Consider the following 22,899-nt stretch of genomic DNA (forward strand, 5'->3'; position numbering starts at 1 on the left):
CCTTGTAAATAAAGGACTTTCCACTAAATAGCATCCAATATCATCCTAAGAAATTTATTGACAGCCATGGGCAACTGTGGGCAAGATCGCGGACAACAGATGTCTTGAGAAATAGAGTTGCCCAAAATGACAGAGAACAAAAGGAAAGGCCCACTACAAGATACCACCATCCGTAATGCCAAAGCAGAGAAAAAACCCTATAAAATGCCTGATGAGCGAGGTTTATATCTAGAGGTTGCCCCTTCTGGAGGCAAGTGGTGGCGTTTCAGGTATCGCTTCGAAGGTAAAGATAAAAGAATCTCTTTAGGCACTTATCCTGATGTTAGCTTAAAACAAGCTCGACAACGCAGAGATGAATGTCGCACGATGGTTGCAAATGAAATTGATCCTAGCGAGCATCGCAAAGCTAAAAAGGCAGCAAAAATTGAAAATGCTGCAAATAGTTTTGAAGTTGTAGCTAGAGAATGGTTTTTAAAATTCTCCTCTTCTGGATTATGGTCAGAAGGTCATGCAGACAAAATTATTCAGAGATTAGAACGAGACATTTTCCCATGGATTGGGAATATTCCAATTTCAGATATTAATGCACCAAAGCTTTTAAGTGTTGTGCGGCGAATTGAAAGTCGAGGAGCATTAGATACAGCTCACCGCGCATTAGGTAATTGCGGACAAATATTTCGATATGCCATTGCTACAGGTCGTGCAGAGCGTGATCCTTCCCAAGATTTACGAGGTGCATTACCACCAGTGAAGGAAACACATTTTGCTGCAGTTACTGAACCTAAAGATGTGGCTAAACTACTAAGAGCTTTAGATGACTACGAAGGAACATTAATAGTAAAGTGTGCATTACGTTTAGCCCCATTAGTATTTGTTCGCCCAGGAGAATTGCGTTCTGTAGAGTGGGAGCATATTGATTTTGACACGGCAGAATGGCGTTATAAAGTTACAAAAACAGATACTCTTCATATTGTTCCCCTTTCACAACAGGCCTTAGATATACTAAAAGAACTTCACCCTCAGACTGGTAGTGATAGATATGTTTTCCCAAGCGCTCGGGATAAAAAGCGCCCCATGAGTGATAATGCGATTCTGGCAGCTATGCGTCGTATGGGCATTGATAAAGAAGAAATGACTACCCATGGTTTTAGAGCAATGGCTAGGACAATTCTAGATGAGGTTTTACAGTTTCGGCCAGATATCATTGAACATCAATTAGCACATGCTGTACGCGATCCTAATGGTCGCGCATATAACCGAACAGCTCATTTGCCTGAGCGTAAGAAAATGATGCAGGCATGGGCTGATTATTTGGATGAATTGAAGTTGAGAAAATCAGAATTATAACCATTATCAAAAGGAATTATTGTGAAAACAGAGATTATTTATACATTAACTACCAATTTTGAATCACATGCACATAAAACAGATGAGGGTGTAGAATTTTGGTTAGCCAGGGATGTACAAAAATTACTAGGGTATGAAAAATGGGACAACTTCTTAAAGGTTGTTTCAAAAGCAAAAACTGCGTGTGAAATATCAGAGCACAATGTTGCAGACCATTTTGCCGACGTCGGGAAAATGGTTGAATTAGGTTCGGGAAGCCAAAGAGAAATTAATGACATTATGCTTACACGGTATGCATGTTATTTAATTGCACAAAATGGTGATCCTAAAAAACAAGAAATTGCGTTTGCTCAAACGTATTTTGCTGTACAAACTCGCAAAGCTGAATTAATTGAGCAACGTTTGCTAGAGACCGAACGGGTAACTGCGCGAAAAAAATTGTCCGATACTGAAAAAGAGCTCTCGCAAGTTATTTATGAACAAACAAATGGAAATGAAAATTTTGCCATGATTCGCAGCAAAGGCGATCACGCACTTTTTGGTAAATCAACCCAAGCGATGAAAAAGCAATGGAATGTACCTGACAGTCGCCCATTAGCTGACTTTGCACCGACCATTATTTTAAAAGCAAAAGACTTTGCCACAGAGATTACTATTTTTAATGCCAAGGAACATGGTATGACAACAGAGCAAGCCATTTCAAAAGAGCATGTTACAAATAATGAAGCAGTACGTAAGACACTTATAGATCGGGGTATTACACCCGAGAAGTTACCTCCAGCAGAGGATGTAAAAAAGGTTGAGCGTAGGCTGGAATCTGAAAAAAAGAAATCTCTAAAAAAACCTGATGCATTGTAAAACTAATTAATGAGAATAATATGACGAATGAAAGAAAATTTCTTGATGTTGCTTCCCATGCTTTTATAGAGGCCACAAATGGGTTATTGGATTTATATCATGAACAACCGGCAAAAATCACACTAACAGAAGAGTTCTCTAAAATCGTACTGAATGTTTATCAAAATTTCATGTTAGATGTTTTGCCTAGTTCCCAGTGTATTGTAGACAAAAGAAATTTTTTTAGTTTTGCCATTTTGTGCCGTTCATCTTTAGATATTATTATCCAAATTTTGTGGATATTAAGTTTGGAGGAGGATGAGCAGCTTAAAGCCATAGAATATTTTTTAAATTTTGAAGGAGTTGATGTTGGTCGGAATGGAAAAGATTTTTATGAATGGCAGAAAGCTTTTTGCCCTACATACTCCAGCAGAGAAACTGCAATGGAGTTGGGGATAGATAGGGAATGTATAATTCTTCCTTTAACGCAACATAAGAGCAAAGAGTTAAAGTTAACCGTCTTTGATTATTTATCCAAAATTATGCATTGGAATCCCAGATTATTGAATGATCTTGTTGGGTATAATTCAGAGAAACATCTTGGTAATGCGGTTGAGCATACAAGGATGGCTGCTATATCTGTTGAGACCTTTGTTTTTTGTGCAATAACCTTTACAGAGATTTTCATGAAGCTCTGTTTGAAAGTTGACGAAGAAAGTGTCAATCAAAAAACAAGCATCATAAAAGAAAAGTTTCGTGAAGCATTTGCTCCATTTTATAGTGACATTGCACTAGAGACTGAAGTTTAATTAATTTAATGACCTAGCGCTCATGTGGTATTGGCAGTCTATTAAGCTCATCTCTATAAAACCGCCATTTTGGCATGAATTGCTCCATTAAGGCTGCAAATCGGTGATTATGCGAGGGTTCAATAAGATGAGCTAATTCATGGACAATAACATATTCAAGAAACTCTGATGGTTTCTTTGCTAATTCAAGATTAATACGTATGGATTTTAGGGAATGAGTACAACTCCCCCATTTAGTTTTCATTTTTTGGATTGTTAGCTTGGAAACTGAGACGCCCATTTTTTTCTCCCATGTTGCGAGCATGAGAAGAATTCTTTCTCTTAATTGACGACGATACCAACTATCAAGAACTTCCGCTTTTTTGTGCACATCACTACCAGGTCGCACTTGTAAGATAATTTGTGAGTGTGTCAACTTAACTTTAGGGGGGCTATCGCATTCTACTAGCTTTAATAAGTAGCGTTTGCCATTGAAATAGTGACTTTCTCTGTCAATGTATTCTCTTGTCGTTTCTCGCTCTTGAGACTGAAATTTATTCTGTTGTTTCCTTATCCAATTTAATTTGGATATGACGTAAACCCGAATAGTCTCCATAGACATGGCCTCAGGGGCTGATACTTTAACGTGCCCAGTAGGCGGATAAACGCTCAGATGAACGTTTTTAATTTTTTTCTGTATCACTTCAACATCTACATCCTGCAATTTGAAGTCTGTCATTAGTAGTCACTCTGCTGCCTAACAATGTTAAAAATTCGCTCTACCTCGTCAACATCCTGAACGATTTCCCATATTGCTCTTTTTATCTGGTTCTCTTTAGCCAAATTTCCGCGCCAGCCATCACTTTTACTTACTTTAACTGCTGCATCAACCTGCAAAGCAAGGGCTTCGTCATGATTAAGGTTATTATACAATGCTCGTTTAGCAGGAGTATCCATTGTATCAGGAGTATTTTCTGTTTGTCCTGTAGTTACTTGATTAGCTAACTCAGCAATTTCCTTAAGATATTCAGCATAAGCAATTGCTTGTTCTCTTCGCCTCTTGATTAATTCATCCAATAAACGTGACATTCGTTCAAAATAAGCAGGATCAACCAAATGTTCTTTTATTATTGTACTACGAACGTTATTTTCGATGATTTCAGCAATGGCTTCCTGACTGGAGCGTATTCCACTAGGCATTGAGCTAATCGCCTCAGCAATACCACTTTTAACAATGATATCAATTAAGGGCATATCACCAAATGGTGAAATGACTACGGAATCATCGGCTTGGATATAGCTATCTAGTAAATGACGCATATCCGCTTCATATGATTTAAGATCCAGGGTTTCATTACTAGCTCGACGAATCACTTCACGTAATTTCAAATAGTGATCGAGACGTGCTTTGATATAAGTAATTTGACCTTCACTATAACCAGCTTCTTCCAATTGATCAGCGATGTTTGCGTAGGCTCGAATGAAAGTAACTGTTGCTTTGTAGAGAGCAGAACGAAGAGGCTCACGTTCTTTCAAATCCTCTGGTAGTTCCGTATTGCCACAAAAATAATGAATGTAATCTAAATCACTTTTAGGTGGTTTAACATCTTCGCACAGCAGTTCAACTGCTTCTATTGTTGCATCAAGCCGTTCTTTGCCTACTTTCAACCGATCTTTTAATAAAACGTCACAGTCTTTTGCTTCAAAACCATCATATTCAAGCTCAGATGTATATACAGCAACAGCGTTCTCAACCTTTTTAAACAGATCCTTATAATCAACAATATAACCAAAATCCTTATCACTACCATCTAAGCGGTTCACTCGGCAAATTGCTTGAAAAAGGCCGTGATCTTGCATGGATTTATCGATATACAAATAGGTACAGCTTGGCGCATCAAAACCTGTTAGTAATTTATCAACAACTACCAATAACTTCATATTAGCGGGTTCTTTTTTAAATAAGGCCTTAACGTTATCTTCGTAGGTTTCCGTTTTGCTTTTGCCTGGGCTTGGCCTTATATCATGCAAGATTTTTTCGTAGGTATTAAATATATACTGCTTGTCACTTTCTGTATTAGCTCCAGTTTCCTCTGCAGTAATATCACGGGTTTGTGGATTGTACGAGGTTACTAAGGCGCACTTACCCTTTAAGCCGGTATTAGGATTTTGAAATAGTTCATAATAGCGGCAGGCTTCGAAAATACTAGACGCAACTAAAATGGCGTTACCACGTTCTGACTTCAAACGAGGTTTAACGCCAAAATCATAAATAATATCAGTTACAACCCTGTCCATTCGGGGGCGGCTGCTTAGCACACTTTGCATTGTTCCCCATTTTTTCTTAAGCTCTGCTTGCTGAAATTCATTAAGCCCCTTGGTTTTAACTCGAAACCATTCATCAATTTTTTGTTGGGAACTTAAGCGCTGATCAATATCACGTGCTTCATAAACCAGATCAAGGACGACACCATCTTCCACCGCTTCATTAAATTTATAGGTGTGAATGTATTTGCCAAAAATTTCTAGTGAAGTCGCTTTATCTTGTTTTAAAAGTGGGGTACCTGTAAAACCGATAAATAACGCATTGGGTATAATGGCCTTCATTACTCGGTGCAATTTCCCACTTTGAGTGCGATGACATTCATCAACAAAAACGAAAAGCTCACCAATAGCATGGCTGGGTTGGCTTTCCAGTTCTTTTAAGAATTTTTCAAAGTTATCTACATCACGTTTACCAAATTTGTGGATTAGAGAGCAGAGAAGACGAGGTTTTGCCTGCCCAAGTAAGGTCATTAAATCGCGACCGCTGCTGGTACGACGTATTTCTTCACCCGCCTCTGTAAATACTGTTTCTATTTGTTTATCCAACTCATCACGATCGGTCACGATAACAATGCGTGCATGAGGATTATTTTCCAGAATCCATTTGGCTAATAAGACCATCACAATACTTTTGCCGCTACCTTGAGTATGCCAGATGATCCCACCTTCTTTACGGCGCAAATGTTCCTGAGCTGCTTTAATACCGAAGTATTGATGTACCCGTGGAACTTTTTTAATGCCTCCATCAAACAATACAAAGTCGTAGAGAAGCTCTATTAAACGTTGCTTATTGCACATTTTAGCGAGATATTTATCCAGTTTATAACTCTGATTATCCTCTTCATCCTCTTTCCATTTAAGGAAGTATTTATCAATAGTGCCAATAGTTCCATATTGCAAGCCTTCGGAATCATTACCAGCAAAAATCAATTGCATCGTTGTAAAAAATGAACCTATGAATTCTGGTTTTTGATTAACCAATGATTGTCGAATTCCTTCCCCAATCGAATTCCGACTATTTTTAAGCTCTAATACAGATATAGCTATTCCATTGATATACAAAACAATATCAGGGCGTTTCTCTTTTTGTCCAAAAACAGTGACTTCTTCTGCTATGTAAAAATCATTGTTTTCTGGGTGCTGCCAGTCAATTAAGTGAATGGTGTCGGTAGGCCTTCCAGCGTCAACTTTAATAGGCACGCCATAACGTAAGAGCTGGTAAACATCTCTGTTATTATGATATAAATTTTGTGCGTGATTATTTGCTGATATTTGTAATTTATCTAATGCTTTACTGATTTGTTCTGGTGAATATCCTCTTTTAGATAAATATTGAGTTAATTGGGATACTTCGATATTAGAATTGTTAGGTCTATCTTCCAGATTGCCAAGGTAATTAAAACCAAGCTCTTCGGTGTATAATTTGATGATACGATTTTGAGTGGTTCGTTCTGATTTATTTACGGTTTCCTTCATATCAATCGTATCCTTCCGGTGAGTAAATTTTGCATCATGCCTTGTTTAATATGTTGCGCCTTTATTAATTTTTTCTCTAAAGTAGATATTTCTATATCCATATCAAATAAAATCCGACCAATTTCAACTTGCTCATCCAGAGTTGGCGGTGTTTTGAATACAAAATTCACAAAATCTTTTTGATATAAATGATTGATTGTTGAGCCAGCACTCAATTGATTAAGAAAACCAATAAAGAAATAGGAGGATAGTAAATAATAGAAAAAGATAGGGTCAAAAGTCTTATTAAGGGGTCTTATAACGAACACACCACTATTAAGCGTGGCAGGTTTATTGAGTGAGGGCACTAGAGCTATTTTTCCTATAGTCCCATCTTTAGTTACCAATACATCATTAGCTTTTAATTGTATATTTTTATCTTGTTTATATCGAAGTTCATCTACAAAATGGCAGTTTTCCCAATCTATATATCCATTTTTAAAATCAGTTCCGGTTACTAGATAGTAATCTCCTGATTTTAGATATTCGGAAGTAGTGAGTCCTTGCCAACCAATTCTGGCTTTTAAAGTCGACACATTTCCTAATCTTTTTTCGAGCCAATTTTCCTTTGGTTTTAATAATTGTTGCATAGCTCCTTGTTTTATTCTGTGTTTTTTTTCAATCAAGCGAGAGAGGGATTGAATCCAAGTATCAACATCGCTCAATGCATTGGCGATAGAGCTTTGTTCACCTTTGGTTAGAGGAAGTGCAATCTGGTAATTAGATAGAATACTTTTGCTAATTTCAAAAAATGTACTGCCACTACAGAGCTTCGTAAGTCCTTGTTTTTGTATTTTCAATAAGTAATATAAAAATTCATAATTTATCCCTTCTCTAGGTATAAAATTTTTAAATCCTTGGTTGGTAGACATAGGTGTTTTATTTATGGCGCATTCACCTATAGTTGCTCTTGATGTCATTAATATCGAGTTTATTGGTAAAATTTCCGCAGAACTATTGAGTAAACCTTTGTGAGAGATTTTTTTATTCGTTGATAGTATATATTTATTTCCATTAAGGGCCGTAATATCCGTCGGTGTGCACCAGGGAATATCGCCATTCCAAAATTCTGCCATTAATGTACTCGGAGTGCCGCCACTTTTTATATCTGCAATTTCAATTAATTTTTTAATAACCCAATCATTAGGGAAAATCCCGATTGAAGTCTGTTGATATTGAATTTCTAATTCCATACAAACCCCATATCCTGTAAATGAGCTTGAACAACTTTTTCTAATGAGGCGACTTCATCATTTAAAGCAGGCAACGATATTTCATAACGTTCTGCCAACTGTTTAAGTCGCATAGATAAGTTTTGACTTAATCTGTCCATTTCTGCATGAACTGCTTTATCAAGCATAGGCATCCACTTATCATCTACAACTAACTGTTTAATTTGATCTACGGTAAGAGAGACATAAAAATCTAAGACTTTTTCATCCAAGGCAATTTCAGTTTCTTTAATGGCTTTTTTTGTATGCGACTCTTGCTCAATAAGTTTTAAGTAATTTTTTAAGATGTTTATTTCCTCAACACTATTAGCATCGTTTTTCAGTTCTTTTAACCGAGAAGTAACACTTGGTTTGTTTAACTTATCAAAATATAAAAAGCCTTCTTCAGTATTATGCTCTCCCTCCATTTCTATCTTTTGGTTTTGCAAATTTTCAAGTTCGATATTTAGATTATCTATATTTTGTTGTTCAACAGAGAAATAACGATTGATGACAAAGTATTTAGGTACTAAATCGCAAGACCATCCTTTATCAACTTGTTTACCCTTATTGTTAGTTTCAATAATGCGATAAGTAGGCGCGCACCAGCCTTCTCCTGCAATGAGATAACAATCATCCTGCATTACTTCAAACCAGTAATTCATTAGGTGTTGGTAGACATCATAACGGTCAAGGAGGGGAATATCTTTATAAGTAGTAAGCAAATCTTCACTAATTTCATGAATGAGTGACTTTGGGTGAAAACCTGGCTGTAGTTCTTTAAGTTTATCTGCAGTTCTTGCCCTCCAATTATCAAATACAGAATTCATTTTTTCTATATACGCCATAAATTCAGGATGCTGAAAAATAGTCTGTTTAATTTCAGCTTTATCTACTTGAAAAGTTAGATATTGCTCACTTCTTGATGCTTTTTTAAAAAGCGTAGATTTTAATGAAGGGAACACTTCCCAGTATTCAGCAAGTGCTCCAATATCAGCTTTTGGAATATCGCCAAGAAGATGGGCTTCAATATCTTGTTGGTCTTCTGTCTCGCTACTGTCGATGTAACGAGGAATATTTAAGTTAAATTCGTTTTTTTCAATTTCACTTAAGGATACGCATTTGCTATAGCCCTCTATTTCAATTTGTTTATTAAACACATCTACCATTTTATGGATATCCATTTCCCTCAATCGATTTTTATTACCATCTTTTATAAATCCTTTGCTGGCATCAATCAGAAAAATACTGTCTCGATTGGCTGTATTTTCTTTGTCAATGAGGATTATACAAGCAGGAATGCCTGTGCCATAAAATAAATTGGCTGGTAATCCAATAATGCCTTTAATCAGACCTTGACGGATTAATGCTTCTCTAATAACGGCTTCGGCATTACCACGAAATAACACTCCATGAGGAAGAATACATGCACCCTTTCCTCTGCTTTTTAAAGAGCGTATGATATGAAGCAAATAGGCGTAATCGCCGTTCTTAGCTGGTGGAACTCCAAAGCTAAATCGTTTATAGGGATCGTTTTCAGTATCAACACCACTGCTCCATCGTTTATCACTAAACGGTGGATTGGCCACCACATAATCAAATGTCTTTAAATTGTCATCATCTTTAAATAAAGGATTTGCAAGCGTGTTACCCTGTTTGATCTCAGCGCCAGGGTTATCGTGCAAAATCATGTTCATGCGTGCTAACCCACTTGTTGCAGCATCTTTTTCTTGCCCATATAGGCTAATTGGTGTTTTTGCTTGATCTGCAACTTTTAAAAGCAATGAACCTGAACCGCATGTAGGGTCGTATACTGTAGTTGATGCAGTAGTCTCCGCTTGATCGATTCCTATTACTTTTGCCATGACTCGACTAACTTCTGCAGGAGTATAAAATTGGCCTTTACTTTTACCACTTTCAGTTGCGAAATGGCGCATTAAATATTCATAAGCATCCCCAAGAATATCATCACCGTCGGCACGATTCTTACTAAAATTTAAAGCAGGATTTTCAAAAATAGCAATCAAGTTGGTGAGCTTATCAACTTTTTCTTTACCACTACCAAGTTTCTCAGCATCATCAAAGTCAGGCATGCTGGTTAATTTATTAGCGTTTGCAAGAGGGGCGATAATTTTCCTATTTATATCTTCCCCAATAGTTGGCTTGCCTTTTAATGCCACCATATCTTTAAAGCTTGCTCCTTCGGGAATAATAATTGGCGCGAATGGTTGCCCTGCATATTTATCACTAATGTATTTGATGAATAACAATACCAATACATAATCTTTATATTGACTAGCATCCATCCCACCACGTAATTCATCACAGCTTGACCAAAGTGATGAATATAATTCTGATTTTTTAATTGCCATAATTTAAATGCCCAATTTCTTAATGTTCATTATCTGGATCATGCTTATCTGGGACGCTAATACTATTTTTTTCACAATAGTCTCGAATCAACACTTCTACCATATTTGCTATGGATCGATGTTCATACATTGCAGCATTCCTTAATTTTTCTTTCATCTCAGGAGATATTCTTAATGTCAAAGTAGCCGTTTTATTGCTCGACATAATTGCCTCAAAATGAATGCATATGTACTGCAATATACTTTATATTCCTTTAGAATCCAATAAAGTCTTTTTGTTAACTTGCATAAGAGGAATTTATGACGCTAGAGGAATTAGTAACAGAAATAAAACATCATGATTTTTGGTATAAAGAGGATTTTGCAAAAATACTCTCTGCTTGTAATGAGGATATTGGAAGTGCAAAGTATTTTTTCAATTTAATGACTACTGCCCATGTCGCTAAAATTCTTACCCCTGTTTCCCTAGAAGACTATGAGGCGCTTTATCCCATGTTAGAGAAAAGCCCGCTATTTCCTGTGGGGACTTTAAATTTCAAATACTCTCCAAGCCAGCTTGTAGGTTGGGCTATGAAGAAAAACTTCAAGCTTCCAGAAGAGTTCTATCCTAAATTATACAAAGAAAACCATGAGTTAGATGAATCTGAGCGAGAAGTTGTCTATACCATGTTATTGGGAATAGCTAAGGATAAATTTCATTATGATCCTAAGAAAGAGCGAAACGATGCGACTGGAGAGAATAAATACAGTATAAAAGCCAGTCTTGAAAGAAAAGGATATTCCATTGGCAAAGATACCGTCCGAAAATATCTAAGAAAGGCTGTGCAGTTAATAGATGGCTAATATTTTTGCTATAGACGATAGCTACCCGTCGTCTAACTCATAAACGAATTCGTCTTAAATTAAATTTATATCCAATATCCTAAGAGCTATGTATCACAACGCCTAAGGAGGCATGAGCATGGCTAAGACGATCTTACGACTACCTACCGTAAAAAAACGCGTTGGCATGTCACGTAGTAACATTTATAAGCTAATGTCAGAAGGTCTTTTCCCTAAGTCAATTTCTATTGGTATCCGAGCAGTTGGTTGGATTGAATCAGAGATTAACGAATGGATTGAGCAACAAATAGAATCCAGTCGGAAATCAAAGTGACAAAAGGGGAAAATTATGTTTCAACATGTACAAGGTCACTTTGGCTGCAACCAAGTGACCTCAAAAATAAGCTTCCAGCTGCATTTTACTTTAGATAGGTGCCGTCATGCTAGTATATGGAGGTGGCAAAATGACCGATAATCTCTTCCAATTTTGCGCTGCGATCAAAGCAACAGGTTTAGAGCCACCAGAAAATATTGTCCCTGGAAAAATATATCGTTTTCCCGGCATCGGCAAAACGAAAGAAAATAAAGCTGGCTGGTGCATATTATTTTTAGAGCAATTGGGTGGTTGTTATGGAGATTGGTCAACGGGGTTATCAGAGATTTGGTGGGTAAAAAGCAATCAAAAACTAACTCCAGGTGAGCAAGCTTTGTTTAAACGCCAGGTACAAGAAGCGCAGTTGAAAGCACTGAATGAAGTAGCAGCTACTCATCAGGAGGCAGCTAAAAGAGCGCTATCTATTTGGGATAATTCTATACCAGCACAAGCTAATTATCCTTATCTTGTTAGTAAAAATATTGAGCCTAAAGGTATACGTTGTTACAAAGGGTCTTTAGTAGTCCCCTTACGAGCAGATGGGAAAATATACTCACTACAATTTATTGATCCTGATGGTAATAAACAATTTCTTAGTGGGGGGCGAGTAGCTGGTTGTTATTTTAGTTTAGGTAATCCACAAGGCGCTGACGTTATATGTATTGTTGAAGGAGTTGCAACAGGAAAAACAATTAATATGGCGACAGGTTATCCTGTCGCTGTTGCTTTTAGTAGCTCCAATCTTCTAGCGATAGCCCAAGTGATGAGCGAGCAGTTTCCTGAGCATACATTAATAATCTGTGCGGATGATGATGCTGATAAAGAAGGTAATCCTGGGTTAACTAAAGCAAATCAGGCTGCAGATATTATTGGTGGAAAAGTGGTTATTCCTAACTTTGGTATAGAACGGCCGAATAAAGCTTCAGATTTTAACGATATGGCAGCCTTTAGTGGATTGGATTCCGTGGCTGAAACTATAAGAGCTGTAGTGCTTCAATCAGATGATAGTACTTGGCCTGAGCCATTTCCATTATTAGAAGAAATTAATGCTCAGCCATACCCATTAGATGCGCTTCCAGATACTGTTCGTAATGCAGTCGAAGAAGTAGCAGCTTTTACCAAAGCTCCTATGCCATTAGTGGCATCCGCTGCATTAGCTGCTTTATCTTTAGCTATACAAGCTCATGTGGATGTTAAGCGAACGGAAGGCTTAATTAGTCCAGTTAGTTTATATTTGCTAACAATAGCTGATTCTGGTGAGCGTAAATCTACCTGTGATAGTTTTTTTATGAAGGCGATTAGAGATTATGAATCTATAGCACAGGAAAAAGCCAAGCCTTTAATAAAGGACTATCAAGCAGAAATATCCATATGGGAAGAAAAATATCGAGGTGTGAAGGAACAGATTCGAATACTTGCAAAGACTAACAAACCTACTCATGAACAAGAACTGAAGTTAGTAAATTTAGAATATGAAAAACCTGTATCCCCTCTAGTTCCTCGATTGGTCTATTGTGATGTAACACCTGAAGCGCTTAAATGGAATTTAGCTAAAGTATGGCCGTCAGGAGGTATTCTCTCTAGTGAAGCAGGTACGGTCTTAGGTTCTCATGGAATGGGTAAAGAATCGGTAATGCGAAATTTAGCTACCCTTAATCAACTATGGGATGGTTCACCTATCCCTACTGAGCGCCGTGGTTCTGAATCATTTATTGTTAATGGAGCTCGGTTGACTGTTGGTTTCCAAGTCCAGGAAGTAACATTAAAACATTTTCTAGATCGCTCTAATGGATTAGCAAGGGGGACAGGGTTTCTTGCTCGATTTCTAATTGCCTATCCTGAGTCCACACAAGGAAATAGATTCTTTACAGAACCACCAGGATCTTGGTTTAACCTAGCAAAATTTAATACACGAATTAGTGAAATATTGAATCAGGAAGTAACTATTGATAAAAATGGCGGCCTTTCCGTTATACAAGTTTCTCTATCACCGGAAGCAAAAAAAGCATGGATATGTTTCCATGACGTTATCGAAGGGGAACTAGGTGTTGGGGGTGAATTAAGTGAAATCTCTGATGTTGCCAGTAAAATTGCTGATAATGCGGTACGTGTTGCAACCTTATTTAAAGTATTTAACCAAGGTGTTACTGGGGCAATTGGCTTCAATGATTTTGAAAATGCATCAAGAATAGTGGCTTGGCATTTACATGAAGCGAAGCGTTTTTTTGCAGAGCTAGCATTGTCAGATAGCCAGGGGGATGTCGTTAAACTTAATTCGTGGCTTATCAGATATTGTCATAAGAAAAAAACCAATATCGTATCTAGGCGAGATGTGCAACGTAATATTGTACCTATCCGGCTACGTGAAAAAAAGATTCTGGATATTGCTTTGAATGAGTTGGTTGAAGCTAAAAGAATACGCCAAATACAAAGTGGAAAAAAGAAAGGGATTTATATCAATCCGGCTTTGTTGGCAGGGGGTGCAAATGATAATTAATAATCTAATTAAAAAGGGCTTTCTCATCGAAAATGCAAAGTTGACATCAGCGACAATTGCGACAGAAGAACCAGTAAAACTATCAACTGTCGCAGAAGTCGCAACTGTCGCAGTGGGGAACTCGAATAATCCATGTGGATCGTTAACCAGTAATGAAAAACAAAAAATACTTTCTTGGTTAGAATATATTGGTGAAAAAGACCCTTTAATCATTATTGAAGTGCTGGAATCTTGCAGTAATAATGTAGATTCACGACAATATTTTTTACAAAGAGCTAAAGAAGTATCTGAAATAAAGTAAGCCAGAAAATTAATAAACGACTTCACCTGTAAACAACAGAGAATTAACAGAGATAGTTATGAAATTTAAGCCCGGAGAAAGCGGTAATCCATCAGGTCGACCAAAAGGATCTCGGAATACTCAAACCCAGTTGATTAAACTGCTTGAGCCGCATGCAGAGCAGTTGATAAATAAAATGGTTGAAAAAGCGCTAGAGGGTGATCCTAATGCGCTACGGCTTTGTATTGAGAGGTTATTACCAAAAGCGAAAGATAACCTTATAGAGAGTGATTTACCAACTTTAGAGGAAAATAATTATATGGAGACAATTGAGTCTATCTTGCAGGAAATGCTACTAGGAAATATTGCTTCAGATGAGGGCAAAAAAATTATCGATCTTATTGAAGAACATCAAAATAGGAAGAGGTTTGACTCATTGATACATATTCCATAGTGCTAGCGATAAATTAAGAAATGCGTTTTATCGATGCAATTATTTGATTGGCAAGGTCTCTTTTATCTATTAAAAATTCATCCCATTTATTGGATTCTTTTTTACGTTTTCCAGCTACAAAGCCAAAAAAGTCTCCATTTTGAAGTTTATGAGCATTCTTTATAAGTGAACAAGCAGGAACAAACCATAATTGATTACAAAGATCTCCAGCATCAGTGTCGAATAAACAAAAAATTACAGCCATAGCATGATGATCATGTAAGTTACAAGCTCTAATCGTAGAGGAAAATGATCTAGAAGGATTACTTTCAAACCTGCTTTTTATTTGGAGATATATAGTTTTTAAACTTCCTTTTTCTTTAACAATAAGGTCAATACCTTCATCATCAGAAACAGGTCGATAGCAAGATAAAGTTGTATCTCCGTAAAGTGTAATAAGCTCTGCAATTCTAGCTTCTGCAATATGTCCTTTTTGTTGTGTGGAAATATTAGGCGAGATTTTGTATTCCTTATCTGCCATAGGCTTAAGTTCGCTTGAAAGAGATTTATCATTATTAATTGCAAAAATAGAAGGGGCTACTTTAATGAAGCAAGACGCTGCTTTTTTAGTATTAATATCAACATTTAATTCAGCATTCATCGTCAAATCAGGAGTTTTCCCTATTGAATTCAATCTTCCAAGCTTTAAAGCAAGAGCTGTTATTTCTTTACTATGTAGTGGCTTACCTGCTTCAAGCAGTATTTGATAGGCAATTTCTTTAAATGTATTCATCGGTTAATTTTCTGAAATAAATATATGATACAAAATTAACCAACAAAATGCCACTTATTGGGTGTGGTCTGATTAGGTGTGAATATTGTCTACTTTCTTAATGAAAGAAAAACATCCTAATCTTATAAAAATAGGCAAAATAATCCGGGATACCAGAAAAGCAAAAGGTTATTCCCAAGAGGATTTTGCTTCCCAAGCTCAATTAGGGCGCACTTATATGGGGCGAATTGAAAGGGGTGAGCAAAATATGTCGATTCAAACATTGATACAAATCGCGTTGATTTTAGAGGTGGAGGTTTCCGCCTTATTTCCCAAACTAAAAGACCTTATGTTCCCTAAAGAAAATAGTTCCCAGAAGTAATTTTTGACAAGAAATGTTATTTAATATTCATGTGGAAGGTCGTGATTTTATTGCTTTGTGGGGGTATTTAAGTGATAGGAGTCATAGATATCTTGGCCAGATAATGTATTATTAGCGTTAGAAATTTGTTGATAAAGGTTTTCTGAGCTACACTTTAAGGCATACAGAAATAACTTTATTTATTCAAAAAGGGGTTATTTATGTCAATATGGAACTTTATTCATCCTAGTGATGATGAAAAAAAGGTAATTGAAGCGCTTAAAAATAGCAGCTCCAAAACTATGGATGTCGTTGGCCGTGGTACTCTTGTAATGGATGCTAAAGAAGTTACAAAGAGCGAGAAATATAAAAAAGTTTTAGCCAACGCCGAGAAAATACTTTCGAAGTAACTATGGGAGGCACGGATGCTTGCAGCCTTTCTAGTTTCGATAATCACAAATGCATTCATTGTATTAAGATGGTCCCCATCTAATTTTTACACACTTCATAGATATGATGGTCAATTACTATATATCAAAGCCATATTCATTGGTTCAATATTCACTTTCTTAGCTTTTTTGCTTGATGCTTTTACTGGTGTTGTAAAATATATATGCAAATTATTACCTGATGAGTCATGGAAATTGGATGTTGATAAAACCCAGCTAGAGGGGCTTCTTATATTCTTTTTTCTGACTGTAATTATCAGTGTTTTATGGTGTCTTCTTGAACGTGGAGCGTTACGTGTAATAGCGTGGTGGCGTTTTGGTTGTAATGAGGAGATTCCTTATCGAAAGGCAAAGATATTCCTTATGTACAACATTTTAAGCGATAGCCCCTTAGATAATTTATTATTTTCATCATACATTGAACAAAAAGTACTGTTAATTACTATGTCAGATAGAAAAGTGTATGTGGGAATTGTAATTAACTTAGGAGAGCCAAATGAAAGTGAGGGATTGGATCAAGAAATATCAATAGTCCCTATATATAGTGGCTATCGAGATAAAGATTATCTTTCTTTAAAACTAACCAATAAGTATGATGTAGATGGTATATTTATAGTTTTGAAACAAGATAAAATAATATCCGCATGTGAGTTTGTTGAGTCTCTATATTTGAAATTATCTAAAAAAGCTCGGAAAAAATCCAAAAGTCCAAAGCCAGCTTTAGAAAATTAATTTTAAATTTTAGAATATGATAGATTAGGTTTCATGCGTTAACCCTATGTAGACATATAGATACATGGGCAACTTGGTGGACAACTTAAAAGAACTAATAATTAATTATTATTAATAAACAATAAGTTAACTTCTCAATTAAATAGCCGCCGCCTCCACCAACTTGTTGATTTATAAAGATTTTTTTACCGATTTGTTCCCGCTGATTTTTGTTTCTTTGAAATAAATACTTAAACATAAGTATCTGTTTATATTAATAATATTTTTTAAATTTAATATTGTAAACAATTATTCTCTTTTGATAGTACCTCTTAAAAGTACCCAATTTGTGCCCAATAATGAGTTTTAAATAGCATGACTCTGTTTTCCTCAAAACGATGGGTTTGTGAACACAACTATCTCAAATCATAAAATTTTCAATAGCCCCTAAAATCGGTTCGATAACTCTGTACATTTAACAAAGTTCGGTTTAATCTAAATTTTTAGACTTTCTGAACAAAAGGATGAATGATGCGAGTAGGGTATGCCAGAGTATCAACACATGAACAAAATTTAGACTTGCAACTTGATGAATTGAAGAGGGCTGGTTGTGAGGAAATTTTTACGGATAAGATTAGTGGCTCGGTTTCGGAAAGACCGGGGTTAGAGAAATTACAAAGTTATCTCAGAAAGGGTGATGTGTTGGTGGTTTGGCGATTGGATAGACTAGGGCGGTCACTTAAGCATTTGATTGCTTATGTGGCAAAGCTAGAGGAAAATCAGATTGGGTTTCATAGTATTACTGAATCCATAAATACTGAAACATCTTCAGGTAAATTTATGTTCCATGTCTTTGGGGCACTTTCAGAATTTGAACGTAACTTAATTAAAGAACGAACACTTGCAGGTCTTGAGGCAGCGAGAGCTAGAGGCCGCCAAGGTGGCAGGCCTGAGAAACTTAATGATGAGCAAAAGGAACTGGTTAAAACACTTTATGCCAATAAAAAACACTCCATTCAGTCGATTTGTAAGATGGTTGGTGTAGGGAAGACTACCCTCTATAAGTACATCAATAATTGATTAATTAAATTTAATTGAGGGCTATTACTGTGAGCGGCTGTAAATATTAACCATCTAAATTGAGTTGGCAGAGTTTTTTAATCACTTACACTAATGCTAAGAGTTAAGCCGGTTACGTATTTCAAGAGCTTTTCTGGTTAAAATTGGTTTGTCTAATAAATCAATGACTTCAAGAGCCTCATCTAGTGATAAGTCTTTAGAGAAAAAATCTAAATGAAATATAAAGATTTTTTTAAATAGTACTCTCAACGCTAAGCAGTAATATTTTGACTGTTGGTTTGAAATAGCATCATGGACATATGCATTTCTAATAAATTTAACACCTTCAACAATATCAATAAATCTTGAATCATGTCCAAAAATTTTTTTTACTCGATTTGATATCTCGTTGTAATTACCTTTGCTCTTATTCAATAACTTGTCTATAGAGTTCCAAAGCAAAGTTATTGCCAAGTTATGATCTGATTCATCAAGAGCTTTTACATAAATGATTAGTGTATCTTTGAGGAGGTTGGCGTATTTTGAAGAGGAGATCTTATTAATGATGGATTTTATAAATTTTCTATCTAGTTCAATTTCTGGCATTGTAAACGCGATTACGAACTCTGGTTCATACCATGGGTATGGTATAACAGGCTCACCATTTTGATGATGCAATGAATGAGCTTCTCCAAATCTTATTTCATTTAGTGGGTTTTTCTCTTTTCCGAAACTGATATTAAATCCCTCATTAATAGATAGGCACAAAATTGCTCTTAGAATGTTTAAATTACTCATGTGGACTTCTATATCATTAGAGTATGTGTTTGTTGTTACAATACATTTAATATACCTCTCATGATCTGAAAGATTATTTTTATCAAGTAGATTTTTTCGATATTGTGCAAATTTTCTTGGAAACTTGTTTTTATAAAATTTTATTGAGCTTTCAAATATATCAATAGGTTTTAATTTGCTTGTATGCTTAAGGGAAAGTGTAGTCAAAAGGTATTTGGGGCTTATATTGCTTATACGTTTATCGAGTTCCTCGTTAACCTTATCCAAAAAGTAACCCGCTGATATATTGTTATTAATAATACACGAATCTAATGCTGATTTTACTGAGTTAGATATAGTTGTCTCATCTGCACGTTCAATCTTTAAAAATTCCGTCAATAGATTTTTCTCAGGTAGAAAAAAATTGTCAGGCTGAGACAAGAAAGATACCTCTCCATCTTTGCCTAATTTAGAAATTGATTGCAGATATTTTAGTATTTTGTTGGGTAGAACTTTGCAATTCTTCCATGTTGCTTTTTTAGACATCCCGTTATCCATTAACTATTTGTTCTCATTTATTATTTTAGACGAAAAAAATGATAAAAATTTGTTTAATGTCGCGTAACCTCAATCTTGTTAATATCAATAGTCCCAAAAACCCATGTTTCTATCTTTTCTGTTATGTTTCCCAAACTTCTGAAAGCTCTCTTAGATCTTGAAATATCAAATTAATTTATATATATTCACCTGCGGAATCGATTGCCTCAGGTGTGGAAGCCCGAAAAGACGATATTTTGAAATTAAATTCAACTGTACTTAGCACCTATTAAACTGCTGGCATAGTTGTGATGAACTTCCACGACAACAGCGTAAACAGCCAGCCTGAATTATAGGAAATAAGTATGCATCAAGATATGTTAAAAGTATGTGCAGACTCTTTGCGCAAATTTACCAAAGAAAAATATGACCTTAAACTAAAATCCTCACATGCTCATGAACTCGTGGCAGCTTTTTTTGGATATAGCACCAAAAACACTATGCTGGCAGATGTAAAATATCCTATTAGTAAGTTGAGTCAGGCTAAAGTTATCGTATTGATATCGGATGATTTTATCGATCACAGAAGAAAACATCTTGATGGATTGTTATCAGAACTCCCAGACAGTTACACTCTAGGCGAGGCAATATATGCTTCTTTATTCTCTGATCAGATATGGTCCAGTCAATACCCTCCATTCAGAAGCTTTAAAATGCTGGCAAAGTTTTTTACTGATAATAACGATGCATGCCGACATGTCTTCAGTAAGTACCGCAATGTAACTATACATCATCTCATCGATGTAAAGGAGACAGAAGGTAGTGTCTTCTTAACTATTACATACGCCCATGAAACTACTACTGGAGACCTGTTAGGTATCGGCAAAAACACCATCTATCTTCCTAGGATAGCAGGTAAGATTGGATACGATAATCCGCACATATCTGTACCAGAAATATGGACTGCTGGAGCCAGAAAGCCTTTAGGAGTTTTGGAGGTATTGTCATGACTAAAACAGGAAATTTAAAATTACCTTTTGGCCTGAGTGACAATGGCGCTATTGTTCACATTTCTAATGTTGACAGAGGTATGAGTTGCAACTGTGTATGTCCGTCTTGTGGCTCTTCATTGATTGCTGCCAAAGGTGTTAAGAATCAGCATCACTTTAAACATGCCTCTAACAACGAATGTGTGGGTGGGCTGGAAAGTGCAATCCATTTGGCTGCTAAGCAGATTATAATGGAAAAAAGACAAATAAAACTGCCAGAATATACCATTATTGAATCAGCTTTAGATTCAAGGAAACAAATGCATACAGAGTCCAAAACCATTGTAACAAATGGAAGAGAGATATCCTTTGATTCTGTAAAAGAAGAACAAGCACTCAATGGAATGAAAGCAGACATACTGGGGATAAAAAAGAACGAGAAGCTCATCATAGAAATTTTCTACCGACACAAAGTGGACGACCAAAAGATTGATAAAATTAAGGAGGCAAATATATCTGCCATTGAAATTGACTTATCAGACTTAACGCCACGAGATGTAAAAGATTGGGAAACTTTCTGGTCACGTATCAATGAACCTAAGCGTGCACAATGGCTTAATAACGCCAAAGCATCCGCCCAGCTTCTAGAACTTTCAAAAAAATTGAAAGAAAAGATCCACAAGGTTGAAAAGAAATATGAGAAGCAAGAAATCATGAAACAAAAAAGAGAACTAGAAGAAAAAAATCAACTTAAGGTAGCTCTTAGTGAGTTTGATCAAGTTTGTAATGAAGATATTATTGCTCAGCTTAAAGAAGAAGCCAATCAACATTCTATTTTGATAGCTCACAGTAAGGATTTAAAGTTATCATTGAATGAACTACCTGATTTCCTGAACGTCGAAGTTCCAAATGGAGACTGGATTTTTAGTTGCAATAGACGTGTCTGGCAAACAGCTGTGTACAGCTATTTCATTTGCAGGAGAAGCACATCATATTTCTCTATAAGGCAGGTTGATGATTGGCTGCAAAATTACTGTAATTGCAAGGTTCCACCCTGTGCTAAAATCGTAGGAAGACTTGGCAGGCGTCATAATGATCTTGTTCCAGATTACATTGCAGAAAATATACCATCATCCTGGGCAACCTTAAGGGCCTATTTCTGTCACCTAACTCAATTAGGAATCTTAATATATTCAGGAAACGATAGGCTGAATAAAGGAAGTTGTTGGTTTACAATCTTTCGTGAAGAGAAACTTAAATATGCCTAAATACTCTTCTACTATCAGTTAGACGGTGATGTATCAGCGTGTCTTATCCTTATAATATTGGGACATTGAAATATTTGTTGGAGAATGTCCCAAAACCCCATGTATTTGGTGCCCTTTCTGAGTTTGAACGTAATTTAATAAAAGAGCGTACTCTTGCTGGCCTTGAGGCTGCAAGAGCTAGGGGTCGGCAAGGCGGAAGACCAGAAAAACTCAGTGATGAGCAAAAGGAGCTGGTAAAAACACTGTACGCTAATAAAAAGCATTCAATTCAATCTATCTGCAAGATGGTTGGTGTTGGGAAGACTACACTCTACAAATATATAAACCAGTGAGATTTCAAATATTAAAAAAGGATGTTTATGAGCTATTATGAAACAAAAATTAATTTTGAAAGTTTAGTCGCAAAATGTATACATACCTCACGTGCTTTCGCAAATATTCCTTCTAAATCGCAACAGCATTTTTATTCTTCTGTATTATTTACAAGAATGTGTGTAACTGCAAAAACTCTATTATCAATACTTCCTGAAAGAGAAGATGGACATTGGGATTATGCATCAGCTGCGTCTTTAACTAGAAATGTAATAGAGTGCTACCTGATTTTTTATTACTTATGCATTGATAAAATAAGTAAAAGTGAATGGGGTTGTCGTTGGAATATTTTTAATTTACATGATTGTAAAGCAAGAATAAGTCTTTATGAGAAATTAGGTATAAAAAATGGCATTGATAAATTTCAAGTAACTGTAAAAGATTTGGAAAATCGTTTAAATAAAAACAAATATTTCCTCTCGTTGCCTGATAAGCAGCAAAAAGAATTTTTAAAAGGAAAAAAGCCCTTAATGGTAAGCCAGGATGATCTTGTGGTTAAAATGGGTTTGGATAAAAATACATTTAGAGGATTATATGAGTTTTTATCATCTCAAGCTCACTCATTTCCGTTAAGTTTCTATAAGATGAAAGATGATGGTCGAGGAAGGGGAGTACACTGTGAGGTTGAGGAAAACCATACTAAAGTAGTCATAGGTTACTGCATTGACTTTCTAGAACAAGCAGAAAAAGATATGAACGTTTTGTTTGCTAAGTAATTGAATTATTGATGCCAAAACTCATATAAGGGCGACAGGAAATTACATAATATGGACCCAGTATTAGAATATTGGGACACTTTCGGGA

22 protein-coding genes and 1 pseudogene are annotated in these 22,899 nt (G+C 36.0%); 16 read left to right on the forward strand and 7 right to left on the reverse strand.

From position 1 onward, the window contains the following. The first annotated feature begins 126 nt into the window (after positions 1-126). From ACZ5EK_RS00775 to ACZ5EK_RS00785, 3 genes are read left to right on the forward strand one after another with little or no spacing between them, the layout of a single operon-like run. Complete coding sequence (locus tag ACZ5EK_RS00775) at positions 127-1,347, forward strand: tyrosine-type recombinase/integrase (RefSeq protein ID WP_464430896.1); 1,221 nt, start codon at positions 127-129, stop codon at positions 1,345-1,347. A gap of 21 nt (positions 1,348-1,368) precedes the next feature. After that, positions 1,369-2,205, forward strand: coding sequence for a DNA damage-inducible protein D (gene dinD / locus ACZ5EK_RS00780; protein ID WP_464430897.1), 837 nt, complete (start codon positions 1,369-1,371; stop codon positions 2,203-2,205). Between the two features lie 20 nt (positions 2,206-2,225). Next, a complete protein-coding gene (locus ACZ5EK_RS00785) occupies positions 2,226-2,993 on the forward strand; it encodes a hypothetical protein (protein WP_464430898.1) in 768 nt (255 codons plus the stop codon). 13 nt (positions 2,994-3,006) lie between these two features. On the opposite strand, the gene ACZ5EK_RS00790 is transcribed toward ACZ5EK_RS00785, so the two are convergent. The 5 genes from ACZ5EK_RS00790 to ACZ5EK_RS00810 are packed head-to-tail and all read right to left on the reverse strand — an operon-like array spanning position 3,007 to position 10,600. Beyond that, positions 3,007-3,711: a M48 family metallopeptidase gene (locus ACZ5EK_RS00790; protein WP_464430899.1), complete on the reverse strand. Its 705-nt coding sequence runs from the start codon at positions 3,709-3,711 to the stop codon at positions 3,007-3,009. Then, positions 3,711-6,773 (reverse strand): type I restriction endonuclease subunit R, encoded by a 3,063-nt coding sequence (locus ACZ5EK_RS00795; RefSeq protein WP_464430900.1) that lies wholly within the window; start codon positions 6,771-6,773, stop codon positions 3,711-3,713. Before ACZ5EK_RS00795 ends, ACZ5EK_RS00790 begins: the two co-directional genes overlap by 1 nt. Further along, positions 6,770-8,005, reverse strand: a complete 1,236-nt coding sequence (locus tag ACZ5EK_RS00800; RefSeq protein WP_464430901.1) for a restriction endonuclease subunit S — start codon at positions 8,003-8,005, stop codon at positions 6,770-6,772. The genes ACZ5EK_RS00795 and ACZ5EK_RS00800 overlap by 4 nt, the downstream gene beginning before the upstream one ends. Next, the gene (locus ACZ5EK_RS00805) at positions 7,996-10,395 is read right to left on the reverse strand and encodes a type I restriction-modification system subunit M (RefSeq protein WP_464430902.1); all 2,400 of its coding nucleotides are present in this window, start codon (positions 10,393-10,395) and stop codon (positions 7,996-7,998) included. The genes ACZ5EK_RS00800 and ACZ5EK_RS00805 overlap by 10 nt, the downstream gene beginning before the upstream one ends. A gap of 19 nt (positions 10,396-10,414) precedes the next feature. After that, on the reverse strand, positions 10,415-10,600 hold the full coding sequence (locus ACZ5EK_RS00810; protein ID WP_464430903.1) for a type II toxin-antitoxin system antitoxin: 186 nt from the start codon (positions 10,598-10,600) through the stop codon (positions 10,415-10,417). Positions 10,601-10,695: 95 nt separating this feature from the next. On the opposite strand from ACZ5EK_RS00810, the gene ACZ5EK_RS00815 reads away from it, so the two are divergent. From ACZ5EK_RS00815 to ACZ5EK_RS00835, 5 genes are all read left to right on the forward strand, one after another. Beyond that, positions 10,696-11,238: a hypothetical protein gene (locus tag ACZ5EK_RS00815; RefSeq protein WP_464430904.1), complete on the forward strand. Its 543-nt coding sequence runs from the start codon at positions 10,696-10,698 to the stop codon at positions 11,236-11,238. Between the two features lie 118 nt (positions 11,239-11,356). Then, complete coding sequence (locus ACZ5EK_RS00820) at positions 11,357-11,551, forward strand: helix-turn-helix transcriptional regulator (RefSeq protein ID WP_464430905.1); 195 nt, start codon at positions 11,357-11,359, stop codon at positions 11,549-11,551. Between the two features lie 130 nt (positions 11,552-11,681). Continuing rightward, positions 11,682-14,087, forward strand: a complete 2,406-nt coding sequence (locus ACZ5EK_RS00825; RefSeq protein ID WP_464430906.1) for a DUF3987 domain-containing protein — start codon at positions 11,682-11,684, stop codon at positions 14,085-14,087. Further along, positions 14,077-14,388, forward strand: a complete 312-nt coding sequence (locus ACZ5EK_RS00830) for a hypothetical protein (RefSeq protein ID WP_464430907.1) — start codon at positions 14,077-14,079, stop codon at positions 14,386-14,388. The genes ACZ5EK_RS00825 and ACZ5EK_RS00830 overlap by 11 nt, the downstream gene beginning before the upstream one ends. Before the next feature lie 58 nt (positions 14,389-14,446). Continuing rightward, positions 14,447-14,821, forward strand: coding sequence for a DUF5681 domain-containing protein (locus tag ACZ5EK_RS00835; protein WP_464430908.1), 375 nt, complete (start codon positions 14,447-14,449; stop codon positions 14,819-14,821). Between the two features lie 13 nt (positions 14,822-14,834). On the opposite strand, the gene ACZ5EK_RS00840 is transcribed toward ACZ5EK_RS00835, so the two are convergent. After that, entirely contained in the window at positions 14,835-15,593 is a 759-nt protein-coding gene (locus ACZ5EK_RS00840) for an HTH domain-containing protein (RefSeq protein WP_464430909.1), read from the reverse strand. Between the two features lie 85 nt (positions 15,594-15,678). On the opposite strand from ACZ5EK_RS00840, the gene ACZ5EK_RS00845 reads away from it, so the two are divergent. From ACZ5EK_RS00845 to ACZ5EK_RS00860, 4 genes are all read left to right on the forward strand, one after another. Further along, the gene (locus ACZ5EK_RS00845; RefSeq protein ID WP_464430910.1) at positions 15,679-15,954 is read left to right on the forward strand and encodes a helix-turn-helix domain-containing protein; all 276 of its coding nucleotides are present in this window, start codon (positions 15,679-15,681) and stop codon (positions 15,952-15,954) included. 200 nt (positions 15,955-16,154) lie between these two features. Next, a complete protein-coding gene (locus ACZ5EK_RS00850) occupies positions 16,155-16,343 on the forward strand; it encodes a hypothetical protein (protein ID WP_464430911.1) in 189 nt (62 codons plus the stop codon). Positions 16,344-16,358: 15 nt separating this feature from the next. Then, positions 16,359-17,114 carry a hypothetical protein gene (locus tag ACZ5EK_RS00855; RefSeq protein WP_464430912.1) on the forward strand — a complete coding sequence of 252 codons (756 nt, stop codon included), beginning with the start codon at positions 16,359-16,361 and terminating at the stop codon, positions 17,112-17,114. Positions 17,115-17,624: 510 nt separating this feature from the next. After that, positions 17,625-18,173: a recombinase family protein gene (locus ACZ5EK_RS00860; protein WP_464432430.1), complete on the forward strand. Its 549-nt coding sequence runs from the start codon at positions 17,625-17,627 to the stop codon at positions 18,171-18,173. Positions 18,174-18,269: 96 nt separating this feature from the next. On the opposite strand, the gene ACZ5EK_RS00865 is transcribed toward ACZ5EK_RS00860, so the two are convergent. Then, positions 18,270-19,475 (reverse strand): hypothetical protein, encoded by a 1,206-nt coding sequence (locus tag ACZ5EK_RS00865; protein ID WP_464430913.1) that lies wholly within the window; start codon positions 19,473-19,475, stop codon positions 18,270-18,272. 356 nt (positions 19,476-19,831) lie between these two features. Between ACZ5EK_RS00865 and ACZ5EK_RS00870 the strand changes: the two genes are divergently transcribed. The 4 genes and pseudogenes from ACZ5EK_RS00870 (at position 19,832) to ACZ5EK_RS00885 (ending at position 22,811) form a co-directional block, all read left to right on the forward strand. Continuing rightward, on the forward strand, positions 19,832-20,476 hold the full coding sequence (locus ACZ5EK_RS00870) for a hypothetical protein (protein ID WP_464430914.1): 645 nt from the start codon (positions 19,832-19,834) through the stop codon (positions 20,474-20,476). After that, positions 20,473-21,723 (forward strand): competence protein CoiA family protein, encoded by a 1,251-nt coding sequence (locus ACZ5EK_RS00875; RefSeq protein WP_464430915.1) that lies wholly within the window; start codon positions 20,473-20,475, stop codon positions 21,721-21,723. The genes ACZ5EK_RS00870 and ACZ5EK_RS00875 overlap by 4 nt, the downstream gene beginning before the upstream one ends. 98 nt (positions 21,724-21,821) lie before the next feature. After that, positions 21,822-22,055, forward strand: a pseudogene (locus ACZ5EK_RS00880) (helix-turn-helix domain-containing protein); the annotation flags it as partial. Between the two features lie 27 nt (positions 22,056-22,082). Beyond that, positions 22,083-22,811, forward strand: a complete 729-nt coding sequence (locus ACZ5EK_RS00885; RefSeq protein WP_464430916.1) for a DUF5677 domain-containing protein — start codon at positions 22,083-22,085, stop codon at positions 22,809-22,811. Positions 22,812-22,899 lie beyond the last annotated feature (88 nt).

Source organism: Legionella sp. JM-2024, from assembly GCF_055389095.1.

What these genes read in the sequence shown, in the direction of transcription:
- ACZ5EK_RS00805 (WP_464430902.1), bottom strand. Translation starts at nt 10,395, where the DNA reads ATGGCAATTAAAAAATCAGAATTATATTCATCACTTTGGTCAAGCTGT.
- ACZ5EK_RS00825 (WP_464430906.1), top strand. Translation starts at nt 11,682, where the DNA reads ATGACCGATAATCTCTTCCAATTTTGCGCTGCGATCAAAGCAACAGGT.
- ACZ5EK_RS00775 (WP_464430896.1), top strand. Translation starts at nt 127, where the DNA reads ATGACAGAGAACAAAAGGAAAGGCCCACTACAAGATACCACCATCCGT.
- ACZ5EK_RS00795 (WP_464430900.1), bottom strand. Translation starts at nt 6,773, where the DNA reads ATGAAGGAAACCGTAAATAAATCAGAACGAACCACTCAAAATCGTATC.
- ACZ5EK_RS00810 (WP_464430903.1), bottom strand. Translation starts at nt 10,600, where the DNA reads ATGTCGAGCAATAAAACGGCTACTTTGACATTAAGAATATCTCCTGAG.
- ACZ5EK_RS00790 (WP_464430899.1), bottom strand. Translation starts at nt 3,711, where the DNA reads ATGACAGACTTCAAATTGCAGGATGTAGATGTTGAAGTGATACAGAAA.
- ACZ5EK_RS00800 (WP_464430901.1), bottom strand. Translation starts at nt 8,005, where the DNA reads ATGGAATTAGAAATTCAATATCAACAGACTTCAATCGGGATTTTCCCT.
- ACZ5EK_RS00860 (WP_464432430.1), top strand. Translation starts at nt 17,625, where the DNA reads ATGCGAGTAGGGTATGCCAGAGTATCAACACATGAACAAAATTTAGAC.
- ACZ5EK_RS00815 (WP_464430904.1), top strand. Translation starts at nt 10,696, where the DNA reads ATGACGCTAGAGGAATTAGTAACAGAAATAAAACATCATGATTTTTGG.
- ACZ5EK_RS00870 (WP_464430914.1), top strand. Translation starts at nt 19,832, where the DNA reads ATGCATCAAGATATGTTAAAAGTATGTGCAGACTCTTTGCGCAAATTT.
- ACZ5EK_RS00820 (WP_464430905.1), top strand. Translation starts at nt 11,357, where the DNA reads ATGGCTAAGACGATCTTACGACTACCTACCGTAAAAAAACGCGTTGGC.
- ACZ5EK_RS00865 (WP_464430913.1), bottom strand. Translation starts at nt 19,475, where the DNA reads ATGTCTAAAAAAGCAACATGGAAGAATTGCAAAGTTCTACCCAACAAA.
- ACZ5EK_RS00855 (WP_464430912.1), top strand. Translation starts at nt 16,359, where the DNA reads ATGCTTGCAGCCTTTCTAGTTTCGATAATCACAAATGCATTCATTGTA.
- ACZ5EK_RS00835 (WP_464430908.1), top strand. Translation starts at nt 14,447, where the DNA reads ATGAAATTTAAGCCCGGAGAAAGCGGTAATCCATCAGGTCGACCAAAA.
- ACZ5EK_RS00785 (WP_464430898.1), top strand. Translation starts at nt 2,226, where the DNA reads ATGACGAATGAAAGAAAATTTCTTGATGTTGCTTCCCATGCTTTTATA.
- ACZ5EK_RS00850 (WP_464430911.1), top strand. Translation starts at nt 16,155, where the DNA reads ATGTCAATATGGAACTTTATTCATCCTAGTGATGATGAAAAAAAGGTA.
- ACZ5EK_RS00875 (WP_464430915.1), top strand. Translation starts at nt 20,473, where the DNA reads ATGACTAAAACAGGAAATTTAAAATTACCTTTTGGCCTGAGTGACAAT.
- ACZ5EK_RS00830 (WP_464430907.1), top strand. Translation starts at nt 14,077, where the DNA reads ATGATAATTAATAATCTAATTAAAAAGGGCTTTCTCATCGAAAATGCA.
- ACZ5EK_RS00885 (WP_464430916.1), top strand. Translation starts at nt 22,083, where the DNA reads ATGAGCTATTATGAAACAAAAATTAATTTTGAAAGTTTAGTCGCAAAA.
- ACZ5EK_RS00840 (WP_464430909.1), bottom strand. Translation starts at nt 15,593, where the DNA reads ATGAATACATTTAAAGAAATTGCCTATCAAATACTGCTTGAAGCAGGT.